This is a genomic window from [Clostridium] hylemonae DSM 15053, assembly GCF_008281175.1.
GTDB lineage: Bacteria > Bacillota > Clostridia > Lachnospirales > Lachnospiraceae > Extibacter > Extibacter hylemonae.
Genome location: NZ_CP036524.1, coordinates 1 through 24,829 on the forward strand (window position 1 = coordinate 1; position 24,829 = coordinate 24,829).

At 44.6% G+C, this 24,829-nt stretch carries 22 protein-coding genes; 19 read left to right on the plus strand and 3 right to left on the minus strand.

What is annotated here, in order from left to right; all coding sequences use genetic code 11:
• From dnaA to gyrA, 6 genes are all read left to right on the plus strand, one after another.
• Positions 1-1,389, plus strand: coding sequence for a chromosomal replication initiator protein DnaA (gene dnaA, locus LAJLEIBI_RS00005; protein ID WP_006443781.1), 1,389 nt, complete (start codon positions 1-3; stop codon positions 1,387-1,389).
• A 247-nt stretch (positions 1,390-1,636) separates the two neighbouring features.
• On the plus strand, positions 1,637-2,743 hold the full coding sequence (dnaN, locus tag LAJLEIBI_RS00010; protein ID WP_040435161.1) for a DNA polymerase III subunit beta: 1,107 nt from the start codon (positions 1,637-1,639) through the stop codon (positions 2,741-2,743).
• A gap of 35 nt (positions 2,744-2,778) precedes the next feature.
• Entirely contained in the window at positions 2,779-2,988 is a 210-nt protein-coding gene (locus tag LAJLEIBI_RS00015) for an RNA-binding S4 domain-containing protein (RefSeq protein WP_006443783.1), read from the plus strand.
• Positions 2,978-4,063, plus strand: a complete 1,086-nt coding sequence (gene recF, locus LAJLEIBI_RS00020) for a DNA replication/repair protein RecF (protein ID WP_006443784.1) — start codon at positions 2,978-2,980, stop codon at positions 4,061-4,063. The genes LAJLEIBI_RS00015 and recF overlap by 11 nt, the downstream gene beginning before the upstream one ends.
• 10 nt (positions 4,064-4,073) lie before the next feature.
• The gene (gene gyrB, locus LAJLEIBI_RS00025) at positions 4,074-6,008 is read left to right on the plus strand and encodes a DNA topoisomerase (ATP-hydrolyzing) subunit B (RefSeq protein WP_006443785.1); all 1,935 of its coding nucleotides are present in this window, start codon (positions 4,074-4,076) and stop codon (positions 6,006-6,008) included.
• A 10-nt stretch (positions 6,009-6,018) separates the two neighbouring features.
• A complete protein-coding gene (gyrA, locus tag LAJLEIBI_RS00030; protein ID WP_006443786.1) occupies positions 6,019-8,520 on the plus strand; it encodes a DNA gyrase subunit A in 2,502 nt (833 codons plus the stop codon).
• A gap of 98 nt (positions 8,521-8,618) precedes the next feature.
• Here the strand turns inward: gyrA and LAJLEIBI_RS00035 are convergent, their stop codons facing one another.
• Genes LAJLEIBI_RS00035 through LAJLEIBI_RS00045 form a run of 3 tightly spaced genes read right to left on the minus strand, consistent with a single transcriptional unit; the run spans position 8,619 to position 10,582 of the window.
• Positions 8,619-9,356: a hypothetical protein gene (locus LAJLEIBI_RS00035; protein ID WP_006443787.1), complete on the minus strand. Its 738-nt coding sequence runs from the start codon at positions 9,354-9,356 to the stop codon at positions 8,619-8,621.
• A 12-nt stretch (positions 9,357-9,368) separates the two neighbouring features.
• Positions 9,369-10,217, minus strand: a complete 849-nt coding sequence (locus LAJLEIBI_RS00040) for an ATP-binding cassette domain-containing protein (protein WP_006443788.1) — start codon at positions 10,215-10,217, stop codon at positions 9,369-9,371.
• On the minus strand, positions 10,214-10,582 hold the full coding sequence (locus LAJLEIBI_RS00045; protein ID WP_006443789.1) for a GntR family transcriptional regulator: 369 nt from the start codon (positions 10,580-10,582) through the stop codon (positions 10,214-10,216). Before LAJLEIBI_RS00045 ends, LAJLEIBI_RS00040 begins: the two co-directional genes overlap by 4 nt.
• Positions 10,583-10,803: 221 nt before the next feature.
• On the opposite strand from LAJLEIBI_RS00045, the gene LAJLEIBI_RS00050 reads away from it, so the two are divergent.
• The 13 genes from LAJLEIBI_RS00050 to LAJLEIBI_RS00110 all read left to right on the plus strand — a co-directional run bounded on the left by LAJLEIBI_RS00050 (position 10,804) and on the right by LAJLEIBI_RS00110 (position 24,819).
• Complete coding sequence (locus tag LAJLEIBI_RS00050) at positions 10,804-12,387, plus strand: response regulator (protein WP_006443790.1); 1,584 nt, start codon at positions 10,804-10,806, stop codon at positions 12,385-12,387.
• Positions 12,388-12,414: 27 nt separating this feature from the next.
• A complete protein-coding gene (locus LAJLEIBI_RS00055) occupies positions 12,415-13,365 on the plus strand; it encodes a sensor histidine kinase (RefSeq protein ID WP_006443791.1) in 951 nt (316 codons plus the stop codon).
• A gap of 13 nt (positions 13,366-13,378) precedes the next feature.
• Positions 13,379-14,722: a sugar ABC transporter ATP-binding protein gene (locus LAJLEIBI_RS00060; protein WP_006443792.1), complete on the plus strand. Its 1,344-nt coding sequence runs from the start codon at positions 13,379-13,381 to the stop codon at positions 14,720-14,722.
• A gap of 223 nt (positions 14,723-14,945) precedes the next feature.
• A complete protein-coding gene (locus LAJLEIBI_RS00065; RefSeq protein ID WP_006443793.1) occupies positions 14,946-15,920 on the plus strand; it encodes a sugar ABC transporter substrate-binding protein in 975 nt (324 codons plus the stop codon).
• Positions 15,921-15,980: 60 nt separating this feature from the next.
• Entirely contained in the window at positions 15,981-17,468 is a 1,488-nt protein-coding gene (locus LAJLEIBI_RS00070) for a sugar ABC transporter ATP-binding protein (protein WP_040435662.1), read from the plus strand.
• Between the two features lie 11 nt (positions 17,469-17,479).
• On the plus strand, positions 17,480-18,430 hold the full coding sequence (locus LAJLEIBI_RS00075) for an ABC transporter permease (protein ID WP_006443795.1): 951 nt from the start codon (positions 17,480-17,482) through the stop codon (positions 18,428-18,430).
• A 55-nt stretch (positions 18,431-18,485) separates the two neighbouring features.
• A complete protein-coding gene (locus tag LAJLEIBI_RS00080) occupies positions 18,486-19,163 on the plus strand; it encodes a cyclase family protein (RefSeq protein ID WP_006443796.1) in 678 nt (225 codons plus the stop codon).
• A 26-nt stretch (positions 19,164-19,189) separates the two neighbouring features.
• Positions 19,190-20,473 carry a 3-oxo-tetronate kinase gene (otnK, locus tag LAJLEIBI_RS00085; RefSeq protein ID WP_006443797.1) on the plus strand — a complete coding sequence of 428 codons (1,284 nt, stop codon included), beginning with the start codon at positions 19,190-19,192 and terminating at the stop codon, positions 20,471-20,473.
• 40 nt (positions 20,474-20,513) lie between these two features.
• Positions 20,514-21,107, plus strand: a complete 594-nt coding sequence (locus LAJLEIBI_RS00090; RefSeq protein ID WP_040435664.1) for a class II aldolase/adducin family protein — start codon at positions 20,514-20,516, stop codon at positions 21,105-21,107.
• Positions 21,108-21,111: 4 nt separating this feature from the next.
• Positions 21,112-22,092, plus strand: coding sequence for a 2-hydroxyacid dehydrogenase family protein (locus LAJLEIBI_RS00095; protein ID WP_006443799.1), 981 nt, complete (start codon positions 21,112-21,114; stop codon positions 22,090-22,092).
• 71 nt (positions 22,093-22,163) lie between these two features.
• Positions 22,164-22,988 carry a sugar phosphate isomerase/epimerase family protein gene (locus LAJLEIBI_RS00100; RefSeq protein ID WP_050765520.1) on the plus strand — a complete coding sequence of 275 codons (825 nt, stop codon included), beginning with the start codon at positions 22,164-22,166 and terminating at the stop codon, positions 22,986-22,988.
• A gap of 39 nt (positions 22,989-23,027) precedes the next feature.
• Complete coding sequence (locus tag LAJLEIBI_RS00105) at positions 23,028-23,777, plus strand: RraA family protein (RefSeq protein ID WP_040435162.1); 750 nt, start codon at positions 23,028-23,030, stop codon at positions 23,775-23,777.
• A 34-nt stretch (positions 23,778-23,811) separates the two neighbouring features.
• Positions 23,812-24,819, plus strand: coding sequence for a dihydroxyacetone kinase subunit DhaK (locus tag LAJLEIBI_RS00110; RefSeq protein ID WP_040435163.1), 1,008 nt, complete (start codon positions 23,812-23,814; stop codon positions 24,817-24,819).
• The last annotated feature ends 10 nt before the right edge of the window (positions 24,820-24,829 follow it).

A 24,829-nucleotide genomic window follows, 5' to 3' on the forward strand; every position in this document is an offset into this window, starting at 1 on the left:
ATGAACATTGTTAAGGAAAAATGGCAGGAGATTATTGAGCATCTGAGAATTGAGCATGAGTTATCCAATGTATCTTTCTCTACATGGATCCAGCCTTTAAAGGTATATGACGTCATTGACAGCACTGTATTTATACTTGTCAATATGAATGCAAGCGTCGAATATATTGAGAAAAAGTATCTTCTTCCGCTCAAGGTCTGTATCGCAGAGATCACGGGCACGGAATATGAGATTGTGTTTTTATCGGAAGATGATGACAGGATCGACGAAATACAGAATATGGCGATCGAGGCGAGCCAGAAGAAGAAAACGAAATCCGCTGCCGAAAAAGCCGGTCTTAATCCAAAGTATACGTTTGATACGTTCGTTGTAGGAGGAAATAATAACTTTGCTCATGCAGCGTCGCTGGCGGTGGCCGAATCTCCGGGTGAAGTGTATAATCCGTTGTTTCTTTACGGAGGTGTCGGACTTGGCAAGACCCACCTTATGCATTCTATTGCGCATTTTATATTGGAGAAAAGTCCGAAGAAAAAAGTCTTATACGTAACGAGTGAAACTTTTACAAATGAATTGATCGATGCATTGAAGAACGGTAAAACGGCCGGAAATGAATCTGCCATGTCCAAATTCCGGGACAAGTATAGAAATAATGATGTTCTGCTTATCGACGACATACAATTTATAATAGGAAAAGAAAGTACACAGGAAGAATTCTTCCATACATTCAATCATCTCCATACATCCGGAAAGCAGATCATCATATCAAGTGATAAACCGCCCAAGGATATTGAAACATTGGAGGCGCGGCTGCGCACACGGTTTGAATGGGGGCTCATCGCGGATATATCAGCTCCGAATTATGAGACAAGAATGGCGATCCTCCAGAAAAAGATCGAACTGGACAAACTGGAAAAATATAATATTCCCCAGGATGTGATCGAATATATCGCTACAAATATCAAGACTAACATCCGGGAACTTGAAGGTTCACTCAACAAGCTGATCGCTCTGTACAAGCTGAACAACAACGCCACACAGATCGATATCACACTTGCTTCTGAAGCGCTGAAAGATATCATATCTTCCAAGAATAACAGAGAAGTGACACCTGAGCTTATACTGGATATCGTTTCTGAACATTTCGGCGTATCGATCGCTGATCTGAAAAGCAATAAGAGAAATGCAGATATTTCCAATCCGAGACAGATCGCAATGTATCTCATCCGTTCCATGACAGATACACCGCTTAAATCAATCGGCATCTTTCTCGGCGGGAAAGACCATTCTACAGTAAAGCACGGAGTTGACAAGATAACAAAAGAAGTCACAACAGATGAAACATTATCCAACACAGTAAGTATCATAAAGAAGAAAATTAATCCGGCATAATGTTAATAAAATTGTGGACAACCTATGGATATCTCCTATTACAGAAATAAAATAGTGAATTACGAAAAAGTTATCCAAACCACATCCACATATAAACCTGTCACATTCCACACAGTTTTAAAATGCCGGAACATTGACAGCCAGAGGGCTTAAAGGGGTTTTCCTCTTTTCCACAGCCCCTAATAAGAAGAAGACGGAAATCTTTTATATATTTATATATTTGCGCCGCAGGAAAGGAGTTATACACATGAAGATCATATGCAGTAAATCAAATCTTGTAAAAGGAGTCAGCATCGTTTCAAAAGCTGTCCCTTCTAAAACAACAATGCCCATACTGGAATGTATTCTTATTGATGCCACTGCCGATATTATAAAGCTGACAGCGAACGATATGGAACTTGGCATACAGACAGAGATAGAGGGAGAGATCACAGAACGGGGAATGATAGCCATTGACGCAAGAATCTTTTCTGAGATCGTAAGAAAGCTTCCTGACAGTGACATTGTGATCGAAACAGATGCAAATCTTCAGACAGTGATCACGTGTGAAAAAGCAAAGTTCGATCTGTCAGGAAAGCCTGGCGAAGAATTTTCATATCTGCCGATCATAGAGAAAGAAGAGTCCATAGAAATATCACAGTTTACTTTGAAAGAAGTTATCAGACAGACTATCTTTTCTATTGCTGATACGGAAAGCAATAAATTAATGACAGGTGAACTCTTTGAGATCAAAGACAACATACTGAGAGTCGTTTCACTTGACGGACACAGAATATCAATACGTAAGATCGAACTGAAAAATGAAGTTGCCGACAAGAAGCTGGTCGTTCCCGGAAAGACACTCACAGAAGTGAGTAAGATACTGTCCGGCGAGGCGGAGAGCATGGTAAATATCTCCTATACGAACAATCACATTGTATTTGAATTTGACAATACGATCGTCGTATCAAGACTCATAGAAGGCGAGTATTTCAAAATAGACCAGATGTTGTCAAGTGATTACGAGACCAAGGTTAGAATCAACAAAAAAGAGCTGCTCAACTGTATAGACAGAGCGACTCTTCTCGTAAAAGAAGGAGACAAAAAGCCTATCATCATCAACATAGGTGATGAAATAATGGAACTTAAGATAAAATCACAGATTGGTTCCATGAATGAAGAGATCATGATCGAAAAAGAGGGAAAGGATCTTCTGATCGGCTTTAACCCGAAGTTTCTCATAGACGCGCTCCGTGTCATTGACGACGAAGAGGCGACACTTTACCTGATGAATGCAAAGGCTCCATGCTTCATAAAAGATGACGCGGAGAGTTATATCTATCTCATTCTTCCGGTAAACTTTAATGCAGCATAATAAAAATACACATATGAGCAAGTAAGGAAAATAAAATGCAGAATATAAAATTAAGAGAAGAATTCATCAAGCTCGGCCAGGCGCTGAAGGCCGCCGGTTTGGTGGATTCCGGCGTAGAGGCCAAAGAAGTCATTCAGGACGGCCTCGTCAAGGTGAATGGAGAGACAGATACCCGCCGCGGAAGAAAGCTTCATGCAGGAGATGTGGTATCTTTTGGTGGGGAAGAAATAAAAATTGAAGATTAAATCTTTGAAATTAAAGAGTTTTAGAAATTATGATTTTTTAAAACTGGAGTTTGATAACGCCACAAATATCTTTTATGGGGATAACGCACAGGGAAAAACAAATATCCTGGAATCTGTATATCTTTCCGGCACAACAAAATCCCACAGGGGAACAAAGGACAGAGATCTCGTTCAGTTTGGGAAAGAAGAGTCACATATAGAGACTGTTGTGGAAAAAAACGGCATCACTTATCAGATAGACATGCATCTTAAGAAAAACAGTCCGAAGGGGATAGCCATAAACAAGATACCCATACGCAAAGCAAGTGAACTGTTTGGAATAATCAATATTGTATTTTTTTCTCCTGAAGATCTGAATATCATAAAAAACGGACCGTCGGAGAGAAGAAGATTTATAGATCTTGAATTATCACAGCTAGATAAGGTATATCTTAATAATTTATCTAATTATAATCGTATCGTAAATCAGAGAAATCATTTATTAAAAGATATCACCCAGCAGAGAAATCTAATGGAGACACTGGATGTATGGGAAATCCAATTGATCCAGTACGGTAATAAAATTATTGAGAGAAGAAAACAGTTTGTGAAAGAGATAAACAAAATAATTTCTAATATACACAAAAAATTAACTGGTGAAAAAGAAGAAATTAATTTGATCTATGAACCAAGCGTCGGAAATCTTACGTTTGAGCAGGCTCTGGCCAAAAACAGAGAACGGGATATGAGAATCAAAAGCACTTCAGTGGGTCCCCACAGAGACGATATATGCTTTATGGTCGGGGACCTTGATATACGCAGATTCGGATCCCAGGGACAGCAGAGGACTGCCGCGCTGTCTCTCAAACTTTCAGAGATAGAACTGGTCAAGCAGTCAATTCACGATACACCGGTCCTGTTACTTGACGATGTATTGTCTGAACTTGACAAACACAGGCAAAACTATTTATTAGATAGTATTCATGATATACAGACCTTGATCACCTGTACAGGCGTGGATGAGTTTGTGAATCATCGTTTTTCTATAAACAAAGTATTTCATGTCCAGGACGGACAAGTAGCGAAAGAGAACTAGGAGGATTAGAATGAGTACAGAAAAGGTGCAGCACGAATATGGCGCGGACGAGATTCAGATATTAGAAGGTCTGGAAGCTGTCAGAAAACGGCCGGGTATGTATATCGGAAGTACATCGGCACGCGGTCTTCACCATCTCGTTTACGAGATCGTGGACAATGCGGTCGATGAAGCTCTGGCAGGATTCTGCGACACTATATACGTGACGATAAATCAAGATAATTCTGTAACGGTTGTGGATAACGGCCGCGGTATCCCTGTGGGAATTAACAGTAAGGCCGGACTCCCCGCTGTTGAAGTAGTTTTTACGATACTGCACGCAGGCGGTAAATTTGGCGGCGGAGGATACAAAGTATCCGGCGGTCTCCACGGCGTAGGCGCTTCAGTCGTAAATGCTCTGTCTAACTGGCTGGAAGTTGAGATCTACAGTGAAGGAAAAGTTTATATGCAGCGTTATGAACGCGGCAAAGTGGCAAAAAAGCTGGCGGTGATCGGGGAATGCGGCTCAGACAAGACCGGTACGAAGGTAACATTTCTTCCAGACGACACGATCTTTGAGGAGACTGTCTTTGAGTATGACGTGCTGAAGCAGCGTTTCAGGGAAATGGCCTTCCTCACAAAAGGCCTTAAAATTGTCCTGCGGGACGACAGGCCGGAAGACGAGCCGGTAGAGAAGACATTTCATTACGAAGGCGGTATCAAACAGTTTGTAGAATATCTGAACCGCAGCAAAACGCCTCTTTATGAGAGCATTATCTACTGTGAAGGGCTCGTAAATAACGTGGCTGTTGAAGTGGCGATGCAGCACAATGATTCCTACAGCGACAACACATATGGCTTTGTCAATAATATCACGACTCCGGAAGGCGGCACGCATATCGTCGGTTTCCGTAATGCGCTGACAAAGACATTTAACGACTATGCCAGAAAGAATAAACTGCTCAAAGACAGTGAACCGAATCTATCCGGCGAGGATATAAGAGAAGGGCTCACTGCCATCATCAGTGTAAAAATAGAAGATCCTCAGTTTGAGGGGCAGACGAAACAGAAGCTTGGAAACAGCGAAGCGCGCGGGGCTGTAGACAGCGTAGTGAGCAGCCAGCTGGAGATATTCCTGGAGCAGAATCCGTCTGTGGCAAAGATGACGGTTGAAAAATCAGTCATGGCGCAGCGGGCAAGGGAAGCCGCGAGAAAAGCAAGAGACCTTACAAGAAGAAAATCCGCCCTGGACAGCATGTCACTACCAGGAAAGCTTGCAGACTGTTCTGATAAAGACCCGAAAAACTGCGAGATCTATATCGTAGAGGGTGATTCAGCCGGCGGTTCTGCCAAGACTGCCCGTGACAGAGGCACACAGGCCATACTTCCTCTGCGCGGCAAGATACTGAACGTAGAGAAGGCAAGGCTTGATAAGATTTATGCAAACGCAGAGATCAAAGCGATGATCACGGCGTTTGGGACAGGTATACACGATGATTTTGATATATCAAAATTACGTTATCATAAAATCATCATTATGACAGATGCCGACGTCGACGGCGCGCATATCAGTACGTTATTGTTAACATTCCTGTACCGTTTTATGCCTGACCTGATCAAAGAAGGCTATGTTTATCTTGCACAGCCGCCGCTCTACAAGCTGGAGAAGAATAAAAAAGTCTGGTATGCTTACAGCGATGAAGAGCTGGATACGATACTGCGGGAAGTAGGCCGTGACGGAAGCAACAAGATACAGCGCTATAAAGGTCTTGGAGAGATGGATGCCGGGCAGCTCTGGGAGACGACCATGGATCCGGAACACCGCATACTGCTTCGTGTGACGATGGATGACGAGACTACGTCCGAACTCGACCTTACATTTACGACACTTATGGGTGACAAGGTAGAACCGAGACGTGAGTTCATAGAAGAAAATGCAAAATACGTACAGAATCTGGATGTGTAGGAGGTAAACAATGGAAGATAATATTTTTGACAAGGTCCATGAAGTGGATCTGAAAAAGACAATGGAGACCTCCTATATCGACTATGCCATGAGCGTTATCGCTTCACGCGCGCTGCCCGATGTAAGAGACGGACTGAAGCCGGTACAGAGAAGAATACTGTATTCCATGATCGAATTGAATAACGGACCGGACAAACCACACAGAAAATGCGCCCGTATCGTCGGTGATACGATGGGTAAATATCATCCGCACGGCGACAGTTCCATCTACGGAGCGCTTGTCAATATGGCACAGGAATGGTCTACACGATATCCGCTCGTGGACGGACACGGCAACTTCGGTTCCGTGGACGGCGACGGCGCGGCCGCCATGCGTTACACAGAGGCACGGCTCAGCAAGATATCTATGGAACTGACGGCGGACATCAACAAAGATACGGTTGATTTCATACCGAACTTTGACGAGACAGAAAAAGAACCAGTCGTACTGCCGGCAAGATTTCCGAATCTGCTCGTAAACGGTACATCCGGCATCGCGGTCGGAATGGCGACAAATATACCGCCCCACAACCTGGCTGAAGTCATCAACGCGGTCGTAAAGATCATCGATGACCAGATCGAAGAAAATGAAGAGACGACGATCGAAGATATACTGAAGATCATAAAAGGGCCTGACTTCCCTACCGGCGGAATGATACTCGGCACAAGAGGCATTGAGGAAGCATACCGCACCGGCCGGGGAAAAGTCCGCGTCCGCGCGGTGACAGACATAGAGACGATGCCGAACGGGAAGAGCCGCATCATCGTGTCAGAGCTTCCGTACATGGTCAATAAAGCCCGTCTGATCGAAAAGATAGCAGAGCTTGTGCGTGACAAGAAGATCGACGGCATCACAGATCTGAGCGATCAGTCAAACAGAGAAGGAATGCGTGTCTGTATAGAACTCAGGCGGGATGCCAACGCCAACGTAATATTAAATCAGCTGTATAAGCATACACAGCTGCAGGATACGTTCGGCGTCATCATGCTCTCTCTCATCAACAATGAGCCAAGAGTCATGAATCTTCTCGATATGCTGAACTATTACCTGGAACACCAGGAAGAAGTCGTGACGCGGCGCACGAAGTATGAGCTTAACAAGGCAGAAGAGCGGGCCCACATTTTAGAGGGGTTACTCATAGCGCTCGACAATATCGACGAGGTGATCCGCATCATCAGAGGTTCGGATAATGTGCAGGCCGCAAAGGCTGAATTGATGGAGCGCTTCGGCTTGTCGGACGTACAGTCGCAGGCTATCGTAGACATGCGTCTGCGCGCGCTTACCGGACTGGAGCGGGAGAAGCTTGAAAATGAATATAAAGAGCTCATGGAAAAGATCGGAGAATTGAAGGCGATCCTAGCCGACAGAAAACTGCTTCTCGGCGTGATAAAAGAAGAGATCATCATTATCAGAGATAAATACGGTGATGAGAGAAGGACGTCCATCGGATTTGATGAGTTTGACATCTCAATGGAAGATTTGATCCCGAGACAGGATGTAGTTATTACAATGACAAAGCTCGGTTATATCAAGCGCATGTCAAACGATACGTTCAAAGCACAGCACCGGGGCGGCAAAGGCATCAAAGGAATGCAGACGCTGGAAGAGGACTATGTAGAAGAACTCTTTATGACAAACACTCATCACTACATTATGTTCTTTACAAATACAGGCCGCGTATACCGCCTGAAAGCATATGAGATCCCAGAGGCAAGCAGGACGTCGAGAGGGACCGCCATCATCAATCTGCTGCAGCTGATGCCTGAAGAGAAGATAACGGCAGTCATTCCGATCGAAGAGTATAAAGAAGGCGAATATCTCTTTATGTCCACAAAGAAGGGACTTGTGAAGAAGACTCCGATCACGGACTACGCCAATGTGCGAAAGACCGGTCTTGCGGCGATCACACTCCGGGAAGAGGATGAACTGATAGAAGTCAAGTATACGAACAATGAACGGGACATTATCCTTATCACCAAATACGGCCAGTGTATCCGGTTTAATGAAAGAGACGTACGTTCCACAGGAAGGACATCCATGGGAGTGCGCGGGATGAACCTGGCAGACCGTGATGAAGTCATCGGCATGCAGCTCGATTCTCAGGGAACACATCTGCTCATCGTGTCGGAAAAAGGTATGGGGAAACGTACCGGGATGGATGAGTTCACAAGCCAGAACAGAGGCGGCAAAGGTGTAAAATGTTATAAGATCACAGAAAAGACAGGAAATGTCGTCGGAGTAAAGGCCGTTGATCTCGATGATGAGATCATGATCATCAATACAGGCGGCATTATCATCCGTATGAAATGTGATAATATATCTTCTCTTGGCCGTGTGACGTCCGGCGTTAAGCTGATCAATCTTCCGGACGGAGAGACAGTTGCCAGTATCGCAAAAGTGAGAAAAGGCGACGATGAGGATGAAGAAGAAGATACAGAAGAAGTACAGGCAGAAAATACTTCAGAAGAATAAAGACAAACATTGAACAGTAAAAAGGTGAGACCCGTACAGTGGATCTCACCTTTTTTTATTTCAATATTATTTGAATACTTTTGAATGAATTTATGGAGTTAATTTACCTCAGCCCGTTTTACAGTAATATAACTTGCAGCCGATAAAAGTCCGAATAAGACTGCAAAAAACAGAAAAATAAGCAGCATGTTCTGAGAACTTATTCCCATCACAGTTAAGAGAAACCGTACAAATGTGTTCCCTATGGATGGAAATATGCTGATGAGAACAGGAAGTATAACAAAGAGGAAGACCGGCAGACAGATCGCAAAAGGTGTCTTAAGCTGTTTTGGAAGCCGGTAGAATATACCTGCCAGCAGATAACCGACCATAAACAGGCATGCTGTCATAACTGCCGTGAGCATAATATTTAAGATGAATCCCATTCCTCCGTCCAGCTTTTCATGAAGGGAAGGAAAAATCATCTTTATCGAAGTCTTCACAATAATATTTCTGTGCGATAAAAACGTAAGTTCAATAAGCTTTGACATTAATCCTTCTGCTATTGCAAAGACGATACTTAAGATACTTATCGTACACAGACTGCTCTTAAAATAGATCTTTCTGGTGAAGCCGTTCTGAATAAGCATCCAGAAATGTTCCTGAAACATGACCATTCCTGTTATAAGGCAGACAAAAGCGCCGCTCAGCCCTATAGATACAGATCCGCTGCTGAAATTAACTTTTACGGTATTAAGTCCTATGGAACCTATGGCATAAAGGAAGACCAGGATGGCAAAATAGACGATAAATACAATTCTTAGATCTGATAACTGATATTTCAATGCTTTTTTCATTTTGATTTCCTCCTATTCTCCAGTAAGCTGAATAAATAATTTCTGCAGATCCATAGCCGAAAGTTCCAGCCCGTCCGGAAGCATATCATCCGGCTTTCCGAGAAGATAAGCAGTTTTAAGGCCGCCGATAACATCTTCCCCTATTATTTCCCGGCCTGATACATAAGAATCTACCAGAGATGCACGGCCTGAGATACAGTATCCGTTGTTAAGAATAGCATCTCTTGATTCATTTCTGATAATTTTTCCATTCTTGATAATGATGACCTGCTCCACAATATTGGTGACTTCTTCAATAAGATGTGTGGAGATAACGGCAGTAAAAGGATGTTCTGCATATTTTTCGATCAGAAGTCTGTAAAACAAATCTCTGTGATAAGCGTCCAGTCCAAGTACAGGCTCATCTAAAAATACATAAGGCACATTGACAGAAAGAGCCATGACATTTTTAAAGATCGACTGATATCCTGTGGATAAGTTTTTTATTTTCTTCTTTAAAGAAAGTTCAAATACAGCGCACAGTTTCCGGGCATAATCCATATCAAAGTCCGGATAAAATTTCTGGGCCCAGAAGAAAGCTTCTTTTACTTTCATTCCTTCCGGATAGAGATTATTTTCATTTACAAGAAAGAATTGAGAGAGTATCTCCTCGTTTTCCTCCATACGGTCTCCATTCAGTACAACAGTACCTTTGTCCGCAAATATCCGGTTATTGATAATATTGAGCAGCGTGGACTTTCCCGCGCCGTTTCTGCCGAGAAGACCGTAGATCTTCCCTTCTTCCAGACAGAGATCCACATCTGTCAAAGCTTTTGTATCCTTGAAACTTTTGGAAATATCTTTTATCTCGATCCCGTTCATTTTACATATCCCCTTTCTATCATGGCAATAATGTCGTCACTTGTGATGCCAAGTCTCCTGGCTTCCTCTATCATCTTACAGATATAGCTGTCATAAAACTGACTCTGCCTTTTGTCTTTTAATTTCTGTACGGCTCCTTTTGATACAAACATTCCTACACCCCGCTTTTTAAATAAGATCGATTCGTCTACTAATAAGTTGATTCCCTTCAGCGCCGTCGCCGGATTAATTTTATAATTAACGGAAAATTCTGTTATAGAAGGAATCTGCTCTTCTTCCCGAAAAGCGCCTGTCAGTATACCATCTTCAATAGTTTCCGAGATCTGGATAAAAATAGGCTTTTCCTGGTCCAGTTCTTGTTTCATAGTGTACCTCCTAACTTATTTAGTTAGTTACTTGACTAATTAACTATATATGTATTAAATCATAGATCAAATATATTGTCAATTATTATTTTCTTTATTGAAATATCTTTTTGAAGAATTGTGTTTAAAGAGTAATATAATAATGATATAATTTATCATATCAATAATTACGTAAGATAAAAAATATAAGAAAATTATGATAAGAAAAGGATGCATATAAAATGTATAAAGTCATAATTGCGGATGATGAAGAAAAAATCTGTGTTTTATTAAACAGCAGTATTCTGTGGGAGGAGCTTGAACTGGAACTTTGCTGTATCTGCCACGATGGTCTTGAATTAAAAGAGGCAGTGGAACGAAAGAAGCCGGATATACTTATAACAGATATCTGTATGCCCGGAATGAATGCCATTGAACTCATAAAAGATATGAGGGAAAAAGACAACGATGCTAAGATTCTCATAGTAAGCGGATACCGGCAGTTTGAGTACGCGAGAGAAGCATTAAAATATGGTGTGGACAATTATCTGCTGAAGCCGATAGATGAAGAAGAACTTAATGACGCGCTGAAAAAGATCTGTCTGGAGATCAGTGTAGAAAAAAATGAAATATTGTCAGATGATGCCGAAAAAATTAAAGATACTCTTCAGAGCTTTTTTCTTCAGGATATAAGAAATAACAGTGAGATCGGCAGACATATGAATCTTTCCGATATCAACCAGAAGTATTACGCAGACTTTAAAGAAGGATATTTCCGCGTCATATACGTGAAGATCGATGTAGACGGGAAAGCAGATGAAAAATTCAATCTTCAGATCATACAGAAAAAAATACGTGAAAAATGTATGAGCTCTATCAGCAGAATACACAATGACACGATCGTTTCTTTTGTGCAGGGAGGATGCATATTTACAGTAAATTATGATCCGGAAGCGGATGCATCCATCCGTCAGCTTGCCAAAAACATACTGGAGGATGCCAGACAGGCAGTCTCCCTGTTCAGCGGATTAAATGCGACCGTCGGTGTGGGAAACGCCTGCGGCAGCGTACAAAACGTGCGGCAGTCCTGTGAATCAGCTGTTGACGCGGTGATATACAGAATAATCTCCGGTACAAATAAGGTGTATTTTTCGGAAGATATGGAGCTTCAATACAGAGACAGCTATCTCGGAGAAGATGACAAGAGAAGTCTGATCCGTATCTTTGAACTGTCCAACAGGGAACTGTTCAGACAGAAGCTTGAGGATATTGTGAGAGCTGAGAGAAAAAATGTACTGGTTCTTTACAAGATTCTTGAGGAATGTGTACAGCTTTTTTATGATACGCTGAATAGAAACAGGCAGGAAGGCTCCGACAATATTATTGTCGGCAAAGAGATCTTATATGAGATGGATAATACGCTGACTGTGATGGATCTCGTCTCTGTTGTGGAAGAAAATATCTGCGGCCTGATGAAGCGGATGCTGGATGAAAGAAAGCAGAAAGGATATAAGCCGATCCGTGAGGCCAAAGAATATGTAAAGAAAAATTACGCCTCAAAGATAAAACTGGAAGATGTAGCCGGCGAGGTATCTCTGAGTCCTGCTTACTTTTCTTCTGTGTTCAGCAAGGAGGAAGGGATGACTTTCGTAGACTGGGTCAACGAATACCGGATCGAAATGGCAAAAGAACTTCTGAGAAAAGGAGATCACACAGTCGCGGAGACTTGTGAAATGGTCGGCATCAGTAACCAGAGATACTTCAGTAAACTCTTTAAAAGCAAGGTCGGCGTTAAACCGATGGAATACAGAAAACTTTACAATTAGGGAGACGTTATTTCCGGGAGCAGAGATTTGAAGATAATTAAAGAGATGAACAATTTAAAAATTCTCCACATTGCAGGTATATTGAGCGCCGGCATACTGTTTCTGGAAGCTGCGTTCAAAGAAAATGCGGATAAATGGCTCTGTATCATACTCGTCTGCGTGATCATGGCGGTTCTGGTACTGACCGTTTTTCAGTCAAAAAAGGTCAGGGGCACGCTTATTAAGCTGTATGATGAAAAGGGAGCCGGACAAGATATAAAAGAAGAGGTGCTCAATAACTATGAAATGGAGCTGCTGCAGAACCAGACAACTGTCATAATGCTCCAGTCTCAGATCAATCCGCATTTTCTTTATAATACGCTCGACTGTATAAGAGGGGAGGCGGTACAGATAGGCGCTGCTGAGCTGGCAAGCATGACAAAAGCGCTGTCCAATTTTTTCAGCTACAGCATAAGCAGGAGCGGGCTTCTCGTTACGATAAGTGAAGAACTGGAAAGTGTACACAATTATTTTCTGATCCAGCAGTTCAGATTTAACAGACGGTTTCATCTTACGGTCAACTGTGATAAAGAGGATACGGCTATTATGGAAAATGTCATACCAAGGCTTGCGCTGCAGCCGATAATAGAAAATTCCATATCGCACGGATTCAAAAGTGCAGTCTCGGACTGTGAGCTGAGCATTACAATATTCCGCACAGAGGACGCTGTGCTTATCAAGTGTTCGGATAATGGATGCGGAATGTCTGAACAGGAACTGGAAGACATAACGGTCAATCTGGAAAACTGTGTGGATTATATCAACGATAAGATCAAAGAAAAGAGTACACACGGGCTTGGGATCGTAAATATCAACCGGAGAATAAAGCTGCTTTTCGGCAGTGAATATGGACTGTATATATCAAGCATGGAAAATGCAGGAACTGACGTACATATCCGCCTTCCTCTTCAGAATACAGGAATGGAAAAGGGAGTGTGACAAGAGGTATCATATGGAAAAGAAGGAAATGCTGCGCTTCAGCGGGAAAAGCGCGGACTACCAGGGATTCTGTGCTGTAAAGCATCTATATATGGAGTTGTATGAAAGTGAGACGGCCGGCATTCTCCAGCGCAGCGATATAGAAAAAAATGCGGTCATCGGGCTGATCTTAAATGAGACAAAGGCTTATTATATCGGAGAGCAGCCTTCCCTTATAAAAGAAATGACAGTGGCAGATAATCTGTACACAGTCAGAAAAGGAAGAGGGGCAAAAATCTACCATAAAAACGCCGTATATAAAGAGGCGGACAGGATTCTGCGGGAATTTAACATTGACGTGGATGCTGGCAGTCTGGTGGAAGAGCTTCCAAAGACAGATATAAGAAAGATAGAACTTATCAAGGCATATGTACAGGGATATCCTCTTATTGTCATCCGTGATCTGCTCATGGACTACAGCAAAGAAGACCAGAAAGAGTTTCTCAGAATACTCACACTGCTCAAGGAAAGAAAACAGACCTTTGTCATTACAGATTATAACATCGGCGTGCTGATGAATGTCTGTGACCGCATCATGATCTTTGAAAACGGCCGTATCGGGAAAACGTATCTGAAAGAAGAATTTCCGCTGTGCCGCCTGCATTTTAAAACTTCAGAGACGGTATCCGCCGCGCCGCCGCAGAAAAGTACCGGGGAAGAAAGGAAAGAAATCTTTTCAGTGAGAGGACTTACCGGACAGTTTCTGAGGAATTTGTCATTTTGTATATACGAAGGCGAGATCGTCAGCTTATCTGACCTGAATAAAAATGAAAGGACGGAATTGGTCTATTATCTCATTGGGCGGAAAAAAATAAAAAACGGCGCCGTACGGTATAAAGGCAGCATATACCGTCCCAAATCTATTTTACATATGAAAAAGCAGGGAATTAATGTACTCAGGATGCAGATTCTGGCGGACAGTTATGTGTTTCATAATCTTACGGTTCTGGAAAATGTTTATATTGGTTCCATAAAAAAGATGAGCAGAGCAGGGGTGATAAGCAAAAATTTCTGCAACTTTGTAAAGTGTGAATTTAAGTCAGGATTTTTCAGCAGAAAAGAAAACTGGGATAAAACAGGCGGAGAACTGGATGAGACAACAAAGTGGCACGTATATCTGAAACGGCTGGAGATGCAGAATCCTGCATTTCTCATCTGTGAAGAGATATTTGCCATTAACGATGAATTGGTCGATAAAGCTATCATTGAATTTCTGGAGCATATGAAGAAGAATGGGACTTCTGTGCTTATATTGTCGTCAAATAACAGAAATCTAAGTAAAGTAAGCGACAGAGAACTGTCCCGCTTCGGACAGTAAGCTGATGTGAGTGAACAAAACGGGAAGGGAGACCTTCCCGTTTTGTTATGTGCACAGAAATAAAGAAATTGTTGAATATGTATATTATCTTTTGCTGAAATTCGTAAAATAGTGCACATATTACAAAGATTGCCGCATTAAAACAAAAAAAGATAGTTGTTATACTGTATTTAACAAAAAAAGACGGGCCTGTCTGAAAATTAAAATGTGATGGAGGAAAAAGATGAAGAAGAAATTATCATTATTAATGGCTGCGGCATTAGCAGCATGTTTGGTTATGAGCGGATGTTCAAAAGGAGGAGGAGAAAGCGAAACAAAGAAAAAAGGTTCTGATGAAGAGATATCCATCGGTGTGACTGTAATGACACTGGCCAATACGATATGGGCGGAGACGTGCACGGCGATAGAAGATAACTGCAAGGAAAACGGCTGGAAATGTACGGTCGTAGACTGCAGTTCCACCGCGCAGACACAGATCACACAGGTAGAGAACTTCATACAGAAAGGTGTGGACGCTATCGTCATCAATCCGACGGACCAGGCGGCTCTTGAGACGGTCATGAAGGAAGCAATGGATGCAGGGATCAAAGTGATCTCCTGGGATATAGACTCTGACGCCGCAGACTGCTGCCTGCTCGTTGACAATTACAATGTAGGGTATGAGATCGGTAAACAGGCGGCGGACTGGATCGAAGATAATCTGGATGGAAAAGCAGAAGTCTGTATTCTGGACTATCCGGAAGCCGGAGCAGAGGTTATCAAAAGAGCCGACGGCATCAACGATGCCATTACAGAACTGTCACCAAACTCAAAGGTCGTAGCACAGGTCTCTCATCAAGGTTCCACGGACGGAGGGATGCAGGCAATGGAGAACGTGCTCCAGTCCAATCCGGACTGCCGTGTTGTCTGTTCTGTAGGTGACGGAGGAGCTATGGGAGCCAACGAAGCTTTAAAGGCCGCGGGGATCAAAGGTGAGGAAGCAGGTATATTCAGCGCTGACGGAACGACTGAATTTTTATCCAAAATAGCCGCGGGCGAACCGTGTAAGATGTCCATTCTCCTGGACGATCCGCTCTCCAAGGCGGCATCCATAACAGATACTCTGGATAAACTTCTGAAAGATGAAAAAGTAGAAAAAGACCTCTATACAAATGTACAGGTGATCGATGAGAGTAATCTGAGTGAATATTACAAATAAGAACATATGCGGCCGGGAAGCGCTCTCCTGCTCTTCCCGGCCGCGGGAACAGGTGATTATATGGCTGATAAGATATTGGAATTTAGAAATATAGAGAAAGCCTTCGGTGGTATCAAAGCCTTGTCAGATGTCTCTATAGACATTGTAAGAGGAGAAGTACATGCAATCGTAGGGGAGAACGGAGCCGGAAAATCAACGCTGATCAAGACATGCGCGGGCGCATATGTACCGGATGCCGGAAAGATCGTCATCAATGGAGAGGAATTTGAAAGGCTGTCGCCCTCATTATCACAGGAAAAAGGAATCGGGGTCATTTATCAGGAATTTAATCTCGTAAATGAGATGACGGTAGCTGAGAATGTTTTTCTCGGGCACGCCGTGCGCAGGGGGATCATTATTGACAGGCAGGAAATGAACAAAAGGGCTGCGGAAATATTTGAACAGCTCAATATAGATATTGATCCGGAAGAGCTTGTAAAAAACTTAAGCGTCGGATATCAGCAGATCACAGAGATCGCAAAGGCAATTTCCATGAACGCAAAGCTGCTTATTATGGACGAGCCCTCGGCTCCTCTTACAAATGCAGAGGTAGAAAGAATGTTCCAGCTCGTTGAGACACTGAGAGACCAGGGTGTGACGATCATATATATATCACACAGACTGGAGGAGATATTCAGGCTGTCGGACAGAGTGACGGTCCTGCGGGACGGACAGAAAGTAGAGACACGGTGGACAAAAGAGACAGATACAGAGCAGCTGATCCGGCTGATGGTCGGAAGAGAGCTGAAAAATACATTTCCGGAACGAAAACCAATGTTCACGGAAGAAAAGATACTGGAACTTCAGGACGTGACAGGGAACGGGCTTAAAGATGTGTCCTTTTCTGTCAGAAAGGGTGAGATACTTGGTCTTGCCGGCCTTGTAGGAGCAGGCAGGACAGAACTGTCCCACCTCATCTTTGGGCTCGTGCCGCTCAAAGAAGGAAAGATGTATCTGGACGGGAAAGAGTACAGTCCCGGGAATGCAAGAGAAGCAATCAGCAAAGGGATCGCCCTCGTTCCCGAAGACCGGAAGCAGCACGGCGTACACGTACATCTGTCCATACGTGAAAATATATCAATGGCTAATCTGAGAGCGCTCTCGAAAGCATCTGTCCTTGAAAAAGCAAAGGAAAACAAGATCGTAAAAGAGTACGGGAAGACACTGAACATAAAATGTGCTTCGTACGAACAGCAGGTCAGACTGCTGAGCGGCGGGAATCAGCAGAAAGTCGTTCTGGCCAAGTGGCTGGCCACAGAACCGGAGCTGATCATACTGGATGAACCGACAAGAGGGATCGACGTGGGCGCAAAATATGAAATATATAAGATCATGTGCAGACTCATAGAGATGGGAAAGACGATCATCATGATCTCGTCGGAAATGGAAGAACTGCTCGGTATGGCGGACAGAATCATCGTGCTGGCAGAAAAGAGGATCGCCGGTGAAGTAGAAAGAAGAGATTTTACTCAGGAAAAAATTATGAAATATGCTTCCAAGGAAGTCTAGGAGTGAGAGATATGAAAGTAGCTAAATTTCAAAAATACATAAGGTTATATGCAATGTTCATCGTTCTTCTTATATTGGTGATCGTATTCTCGGTAATGACGCCGGCATTTCTTAAAAGCTCCAATATAAGTTCAGTTCTGCGTCAGATATCGATGCTCGGAATCACAGCGGTCGGCATGATGCTTCCGATTCTGCTTGGAGGTATCGACTTATCGGTCGGCGCCATCATCACATTCGTAAATATAATCTGTGCGTATATGATGGTGAACAAGGGATGGAACGCAGTGGCGGCGGTTGCTGTGACATTAATAATTTCTATTCTCATCGGTATGATAGACGGCATTATCATTGCAAAAGTAAATATTCCCCCATTGATCATGACATTTGCCATGCAGATGATACTGGAAGGCGCATCATATGTCCTGTCGGACGGTCTTCCAATCTACGGATTTCCGGAAAAGTTTGCAGTCATCGGACAAGGTTACATAGCATTTGCGCCGATTCCTGTCATCATTATGATCCTCTGTTTCGCGTTTGGAGCCTTTGTACTGAACAAGACATACTTCGGCAGGTTTTTCTATGCGGTCGGAGGAAATGAAGAGGCGTCAAAGCTGTCGGGCATCAATGTATTCAGCGTAAAGACACTCGCCTATACTCTGTCCGGCCTGTTTGCCGGCATCGCCGGCATCGTCATGCTCTCCAGGACAAATTCAGGGACACCAAACGCGGGCAAGGGGTTTGAGATGGATGTGCTGACTGCGATCGTGCTTGGAGGCGTCAGCATCAACGGCGGGCGAGGCAGGATCCATAATGTCATCGCGGGCGTGCTCATTATCGGTGTCCTCCAGAACGGGCTTATACTGATGAACGTCGGCACATACGTGCAGTACATCGTCAAGGGTATCGTACTTGCGGCGGCAGTAGGATACGACTGTCTGCAGAATTTAAAGAAGGCAAATTAAAAAAGCAAATCAGGAAAGTCACAAAAAGATGATCAGATAAAAGGCGGTGGATAATATGAGTTATAAATTTTTATCTTATAAAATAACAAAAACGTCAGCAGTATGTCCCGGGGCTGTCCGGCCCGTATTTGAACAGACGCGGCATGTCACGGAAGGATGGGCGCAGAACGAGTGGAGTATAACCGTGCCAAACCATCTCGGAACACATATGGATGCGCCAAATCATCATTACGATGGGGGGATCAAGATCGCAGATCTGCCCATGGACCGGTATGTATATGAGAAACCTTATATCATAGATATACCGAAAGGATTCAATGAGCTTATAACAGCGGAAGAATTAAAACCATATGCAGAGCAGATAAAGCAGTGTGATCTGCTCATGCTGCGGACCGGCCACTCAAGATATCACGATACAGATGAAGAGATATACGGGGCAAAGGGACCGGGAGTAGGTTCTGACGCGGCAGAATACCTGAATAAAAACTTCCCGAATATGAGAGGGATCATAATGGATTTTATTTCTTTAGCAACTTATACAGATCCTGACGATGGAAACAAGGCGCATAAATGGCTTCTCGGAGAGTGGAGCGGCCACTACAGTACGATCATAGAAGACGCTACATTGGAAGGACTTGACAATGATACACTTGTCAGAGTATTTTCGCTTCCCATCCGTTATGGGGAAGTGGACAGCTGCCAGGTAAGCGTGCTTGCGGAGATCAGAGACTGACGTGAACTTTAAAATGAGGTGGTAGTATGGAAACAAATAAATTGCTTTTAGGCTGCATAGCAGATGATTTTACCGGCGCTGGCGACATCGCTTCCTTTCTGACCAGGGGAGGACTGCGTACGATACTGATCAGCGGCATACCCGCAGCCGGCGATATACCTAAGGATGCAGATGCAGTCGTCATTTCTCTAAAAAGCAGGACGGCCCCGGTCCGTGAAGCGGTCCGCGATACACTGGAAAGTATCAGATCTCTGGAGACATTAGGATGTGAGAGGTTTTATATAAAATATTGTTCTACCTTTGATTCCACGCCTCACGGTAATATCGGTCCGGTGCTGGATGCAGTGCTGGAATACTTGAATGAAACCTGTACCGTACTCTGTCCGTCGCTCCCTGTAAACGGGAGAACGGTGAAAGACGGCATCTTATATGTAGATAAGATACCATTGTCCAAAAGCAGTATGAAGGATCACCCGCTGACACCGATGTGGGATTCCAGGATCGCGGTACTGATGAGCGGACAGAGCAGGTATCCATGTCTGGAGCTGGGCAGAAAGTATTACAGCTGTACGAGTGAAGAAGCATACGACTATATAAAGAGCGCGGCAAAAGGACATTCCCACTATTATATAATTCCCGATTATGAAAATGAGGAGGATGCCGCACATATCATACGGCTGTTTTCAGATATGAGAGTAATGTCAGGCGGTTCGGGACTTGCGGCTGTTCTTGCCGGCGGCTTAAGTGCGCAGAGAAAAGATGTACACGTCCGTCAGATGGATATCAGGGCAGAAGGGGCGTCACTGATCGTTGCCGGAAGTATTTCAAAAGCTACGACAGGGCAGATCCACTTCTATAAAGAACAAGGCCTTCCGTATTACAAGATCTCCCCGGAACAATTATGGAAAAGGACAGAGACAGCATCATCGATATGGAATGAAATAAAACAGAGACTGACCGGTGAACATGACTCTGTGCTCGTCTACTGTTCGGACAGCCGGGAAGATGTAAAAAAGGGGCAGGAACTGGGAGGACAAAAATTTGCAGGCCTGCTGGAGGATACGCTTGCTAAGCTGGCTGCAAAAGCGGCGGAGGAAGGGATATACAAAATCATAGCGGCCGGCGGGGAGACATCCGGCGCAGTGACAAAAAAGCTCGGATATAAGGCCTTTTACACAGCACAAAGTGTGGCTCCCGGCGTCCCGGTACTTATACCGGCAGACAGCACGGACAGAAGGCTTATCTTAAAGTCCGGGAATTTCGGACAGGAGGACTTTTTCATCCGCGCGCTGGAGGTGACCCGCGCATGATAAGAAAGATATGGCCCGCGCCGGACGGGAAAGGAGAGTTATGGAACAAAGTTTAGAGACATGTTTTGAAGAGGCAGTGCGCGCGGCAGGGCTTTTGTTTGACAGAAATAAAGTGACTGGTTCGACGGGAAATATAAGCTTCAGATACGGGGGAAATATGTATATATCCGGAAACGGAACATGCTTTGGGTGGCTTGGACGATCGGACTTTGCAGTGATCGACAGCAGCGGAAGACAGCTGTCGGATATAAAACCGAGTAAGGAATATCCGCTGCACAAGATCATATATGATGCAAAGCCGGAAATACATGCAGTCATACATACTCACAGCTTTTATTCAACGCTTGTCTCCTGCATGGCAGATGAACAGAGCCGGGATGTTTTTTCAGACATCACACCTTATCTCAGGATGAAGGTGGGGACGATAGGAATGATACCAAGGGCAGTACCCGGGTCGGCAGAGTTATTTGACGCACTGGCGCAGCGGGTGCATGACAGCGGCGGATATCTGCTGGCTGACCATGGCCCCCTTATCGGAGGAACGGATATCCGGAGTGCATTTTATGGAATAGAGGAAATAGAAGAGACTTCAAAGATACATTATTATTTACAGGCGATTGAAAGGAGAGAATAAAACGATGGCAAAATTATTAGTGACCGGATGGATACCGGAAGATATCATCGGAAAATACAGGGAGCAGTTTGAGGAGATCGTGCTGCCGGACGAGAAAAAGACAAATTATACGGTCGGGGAAGTCAGCGGCATGATCGGACGGTTTGACGTCCTCTTTACGATATCAGCGTTTCCGTTCAGAGACGATCTGATAGAAAAGGCTGTGAATCTGAAAGCAGTGTGTAATCTCGGGGTAGGATATGACAATATTGATGTACAGGCCTGTACTGAAAGAAATATATGCGTCATCAATACACCGGTATCTGTGTGTGAACCGACAGCGGAATTTACCATCGCGTTGATGATGTCGATCACCCGGGGAACGCTTATGTATGACCGGGAGGTAAGGGAGACGAAAAGAACGGCATCGGTATGCTTTTTTGACCGGGATATCATGCTGTACGGGAAGACACTTGGCATTCTGGGATTCGGCAGGATCGGTCAGGCGGCCGCAAGGAAGGCAAAGGGACTTGGCATGAACATCATCTACTATGACCCATACCGGAAAGAGGATGCAGAAAAAGAGATGGACGCGGTCTACTGCACCTTTGACGAGGTGTTGGAAAAGGCAGATGTAGTAAGCTGCCATATGCCGTATACAGAAGAAAATCATCACGTTATCGGCGCAGAAGCATTCCGGAAGATGAAGAAGACCGCTTATTTTATAAATGTTGCCAGAGGTCCGATCATGGATGAGCCGGCGCTTGTATATGCAGTAAAAAATAAAGTGATCCGGGGCGCCGCGACGGATGTATACGAAAATGAGCCGCATATAAGTGAAGAGATCACAAAGCTTAACAATATCGTACTGTCCCCGCATATTGGAAGTAATGTATATGAGGCGAGGAGGAACATGGCGTGGGAGGCGCTGGACGGTTCTCTGTCTGTACTTGCACATGCCAGACCTCACAATCTTGTCAATACTTCTCTCATGGGTCAGATATGATGAAGAGTATGAAGGTGGGGACTGTATTAGAGGCTGCATTTCCCGGATGTCAGAGGAGACCAGACTATTACATGAAGTGTCTGAGACGGATCGCAGACGACCCTTTCTATGAAGCAGTTGAGCTTACATATATTTCAGATCCCGGGCTGAGAGAAGAAGCGGGAAAGATGCTGAAAGACAGTAAGATGACAACAGCTTACTGCGCTCAGCCTGTAATTCTGCAGAATGGCCTGAATCTGAATTCCCCGGTAAGGGAAGAACGGAAAAGAGCCCTTCTTCGGATGAAAGAATGCATCGATGAGGCATGCGGGCTTGGCGCCGGGTCGCTTTCGTTTCTGGCCGGTACTTTTGCAGAGGATGCTGTTGAGGAAGCGATGGAGTACCTGGAAGAATCTGCAGGGGAAATGTGCAGTTATGCGAAGGGAAGGCTGCAGATCGAGATTGAATTATTTGACTATGATGTGGAGAAGCGTTCCCTTATAGGGCCGTCCGAACGTGCGGTAAGACTTGCCGAAGCGGTAAGAAAAGAGCACGATAATTTCTGGCTTCTCCCGGACTTAAGTCATATTCCGCAGCAGCACGAGATGATAGAAGAGGCGCTCCATAATCTGCTTCCCTATATGAGAAGGACTCATATCGGCAACTGTGTGATGGAAAAAGGTTCTCCGCTGTACGGAGACTGTCATCCACCCTTTTCATATTCCGGCAGTTGTATCGGTAAGGAAGAGCTGTCCGAATATTTGGGGATACTGGCCCATACCGGATTTCTGAACGAATCAGACCGGCCGGTCGTTTCATTTGAGATCAAGCCGTTGTCTGATGCGGATATTGAGGATGTCCTGGCAGAAAATAAAAAGCTCCTCCTGCAGGCAATGGAAATGTTGAAAAAGGAATAAGATAAAAACAAGGTATAGACAGAAAGGAAGGTTAAAGAAATGGGAAAATTGTCGCACGCAGATTTACTGGAACTCAGGAGATGGAATACACCTACTATATACAACGGATGGGAATCAGTGGCAGAAAGAGACCGTCTTTCCTGCTGCATGAGCAGAGAAGAAGTGCAGGACTATGCGCCCCAGATGGGAGCGATGACAGGATACGCGGTGACAGTGGAATATGTATGTTCGGATGCGAAGACAAAGGAAGAGAATCCGGACTGCTATCTGAAGTTTTACGAGTATCTGGCCGGCATACCGGGACCGAAAGTAATTGTGGCAAAAGACCTGGACGCGCCGGACATGACAGGTTCTATCTTTGGCGAGGTCACAGGGAACGCTTATAAAGCGTTGGGGTGTGTCGGCTGTATAGATGACGGATTTGTCCGTGATGTGGATGAGGCCGCATACGGCGGGTTTAAGATGATGGCCAGGCGGCTGGGAGTATCCCACACGTATTCCTGCCCCTTAAGGTTTGGGAACGAAATAGAAGTATTTGGGGCAAAGGTAAAGCCCGGCATGCTGATCCATGCGGATAAATATGGATTTATAGCTATACCGGAGGAGGAGACGGAGCACTTGCTCGAGGGAGTCCGTTTTATGGACAGCAACGAATGTCAGACGACGATCCCGTCGGCCAGGGATACGTTCGGCCTTACGCAGGAGGAAGTGCTGGCGCAGCTTAAGGAAGCGCAGATAAAGTTCAGCAGTAATGCGGCTGTATTTAGAGATCGCATACTAAATGAATAAATAAGAATAAAAAAGATTGGAAAGGATGGAGCAGATGAAAAAGATAATGAACAGCCCGGAGACTTTTGAGGATGATACTCTGCAGGGCATTATCGCGGCTTACGGGGATAAATTGGGATTATTGGAGGAGAACAAAAGAGTGCTGTATTCCAAATATCCAGCGGACGCACATAAGGTCGGGATCGTGACCGGCGGCGGAAGCGGACATCTTCCGGTGTTCCTTGGCTATGTCGGGCAGGGGCTTCTGGATGCATGCGCAGTGGGCAATGTATTTGCAAGCCCTTCCGCCCGGACGATGGCGGACGCGATCACAAAGGCAGACCGGGGAAGCGGCGTACTGTGCCTCTATGGGAATTACGGCGGAGACAGGCTTAACTTTGACATGGCCTGTGAAATGGCCGATATGGATGGTATCAAGACAGAGACGGTCATCGTAAGTGATGATGTGGCGAGCAGTCCGGCAGAAAAGGCGGATAAACGAAGAGGCGTAGCAGGTATGGTATACGCGTTTAAAATTGCCGGGGCCGCTGCGGATCAGGGAATGTCTCTGCACGAAACAGCGGAAGTGACAAAAAGAGCGCTGTCTTCTGTTAGAACGATAGGCGTCGCGCTTTCTCCGTGCATAGTTCCGAGAGTTGGAACCCCCGGATTTTCCATTGCAGATGATGAGATGGAAGTTGGAATGGGCATCCACGGGGAGAAGGGAATCTCTGTAGAGAAGATGATGACCGCGGATGAGACCGCCGGGAAAATGTTTAGTGCGCTCACTGAGGATATGCCTCTTAAAAGAGGAGATGAGATATCCATTATGATAAACGGACTCGGAGGTACGCCGCTGGAAGAGCAGTTCATCGTTTACCGCGCAGTCTGCAGACTGGCAGAACAAAAGGGAGTGGTGGTCATCATGCCTCATATCGGCGAATTTGCCACTTCCATGGAGATGGCAGGGCTGTCCGTCACAATGATAAAACTGGACAAAGAATTGAAAGAACTGCTGCTTCGGCCGGCAAAGTCACCTTTCTACACTAACTGCAACAAATAAAAGGAGTTGA

Excerpts from the sequence above, each read along its gene's own strand:
- dnaA (WP_006443781.1), top strand. The coding sequence starts at position 1 with ATGAACATTGTTAAGGAAAAATGGCAGGAGATTATTGAGCATCTGAGA.
- dnaN (WP_040435161.1), top strand. The coding sequence starts at position 1,637 with ATGAAGATCATATGCAGTAAATCAAATCTTGTAAAAGGAGTCAGCATC.
- LAJLEIBI_RS00015 (WP_006443783.1), top strand. The coding sequence starts at position 2,779 with ATGCAGAATATAAAATTAAGAGAAGAATTCATCAAGCTCGGCCAGGCG.
- gyrB (WP_006443785.1), top strand. The coding sequence starts at position 4,074 with ATGAGTACAGAAAAGGTGCAGCACGAATATGGCGCGGACGAGATTCAG.
- gyrA (WP_006443786.1), top strand. The coding sequence starts at position 6,019 with ATGGAAGATAATATTTTTGACAAGGTCCATGAAGTGGATCTGAAAAAG.
- LAJLEIBI_RS00035 (WP_006443787.1), bottom strand. The coding sequence starts at position 9,356 with ATGAAAAAAGCATTGAAATATCAGTTATCAGATCTAAGAATTGTATTT.
- LAJLEIBI_RS00040 (WP_006443788.1), bottom strand. The coding sequence starts at position 10,217 with ATGAACGGGATCGAGATAAAAGATATTTCCAAAAGTTTCAAGGATACA.
- LAJLEIBI_RS00045 (WP_006443789.1), bottom strand. The coding sequence starts at position 10,582 with ATGAAACAAGAACTGGACCAGGAAAAGCCTATTTTTATCCAGATCTCG.
- LAJLEIBI_RS00050 (WP_006443790.1), top strand. The coding sequence starts at position 10,804 with ATGTATAAAGTCATAATTGCGGATGATGAAGAAAAAATCTGTGTTTTA.
- LAJLEIBI_RS00060 (WP_006443792.1), top strand. The coding sequence starts at position 13,379 with ATGGAAAAGAAGGAAATGCTGCGCTTCAGCGGGAAAAGCGCGGACTAC.
- LAJLEIBI_RS00065 (WP_006443793.1), top strand. The coding sequence starts at position 14,946 with ATGAAGAAGAAATTATCATTATTAATGGCTGCGGCATTAGCAGCATGT.
- LAJLEIBI_RS00070 (WP_040435662.1), top strand. The coding sequence starts at position 15,981 with ATGGCTGATAAGATATTGGAATTTAGAAATATAGAGAAAGCCTTCGGT.
- LAJLEIBI_RS00075 (WP_006443795.1), top strand. The coding sequence starts at position 17,480 with ATGAAAGTAGCTAAATTTCAAAAATACATAAGGTTATATGCAATGTTC.
- LAJLEIBI_RS00080 (WP_006443796.1), top strand. The coding sequence starts at position 18,486 with ATGAGTTATAAATTTTTATCTTATAAAATAACAAAAACGTCAGCAGTA.
- otnK (WP_006443797.1), top strand. The coding sequence starts at position 19,190 with ATGGAAACAAATAAATTGCTTTTAGGCTGCATAGCAGATGATTTTACC.
- LAJLEIBI_RS00090 (WP_040435664.1), top strand. The coding sequence starts at position 20,514 with ATGGAACAAAGTTTAGAGACATGTTTTGAAGAGGCAGTGCGCGCGGCA.
- LAJLEIBI_RS00095 (WP_006443799.1), top strand. The coding sequence starts at position 21,112 with ATGGCAAAATTATTAGTGACCGGATGGATACCGGAAGATATCATCGGA.
- LAJLEIBI_RS00100 (WP_050765520.1), top strand. The coding sequence starts at position 22,164 with ATGAAGTGTCTGAGACGGATCGCAGACGACCCTTTCTATGAAGCAGTT.
- LAJLEIBI_RS00105 (WP_040435162.1), top strand. The coding sequence starts at position 23,028 with ATGGGAAAATTGTCGCACGCAGATTTACTGGAACTCAGGAGATGGAAT.
- LAJLEIBI_RS00110 (WP_040435163.1), top strand. The coding sequence starts at position 23,812 with ATGAAAAAGATAATGAACAGCCCGGAGACTTTTGAGGATGATACTCTG.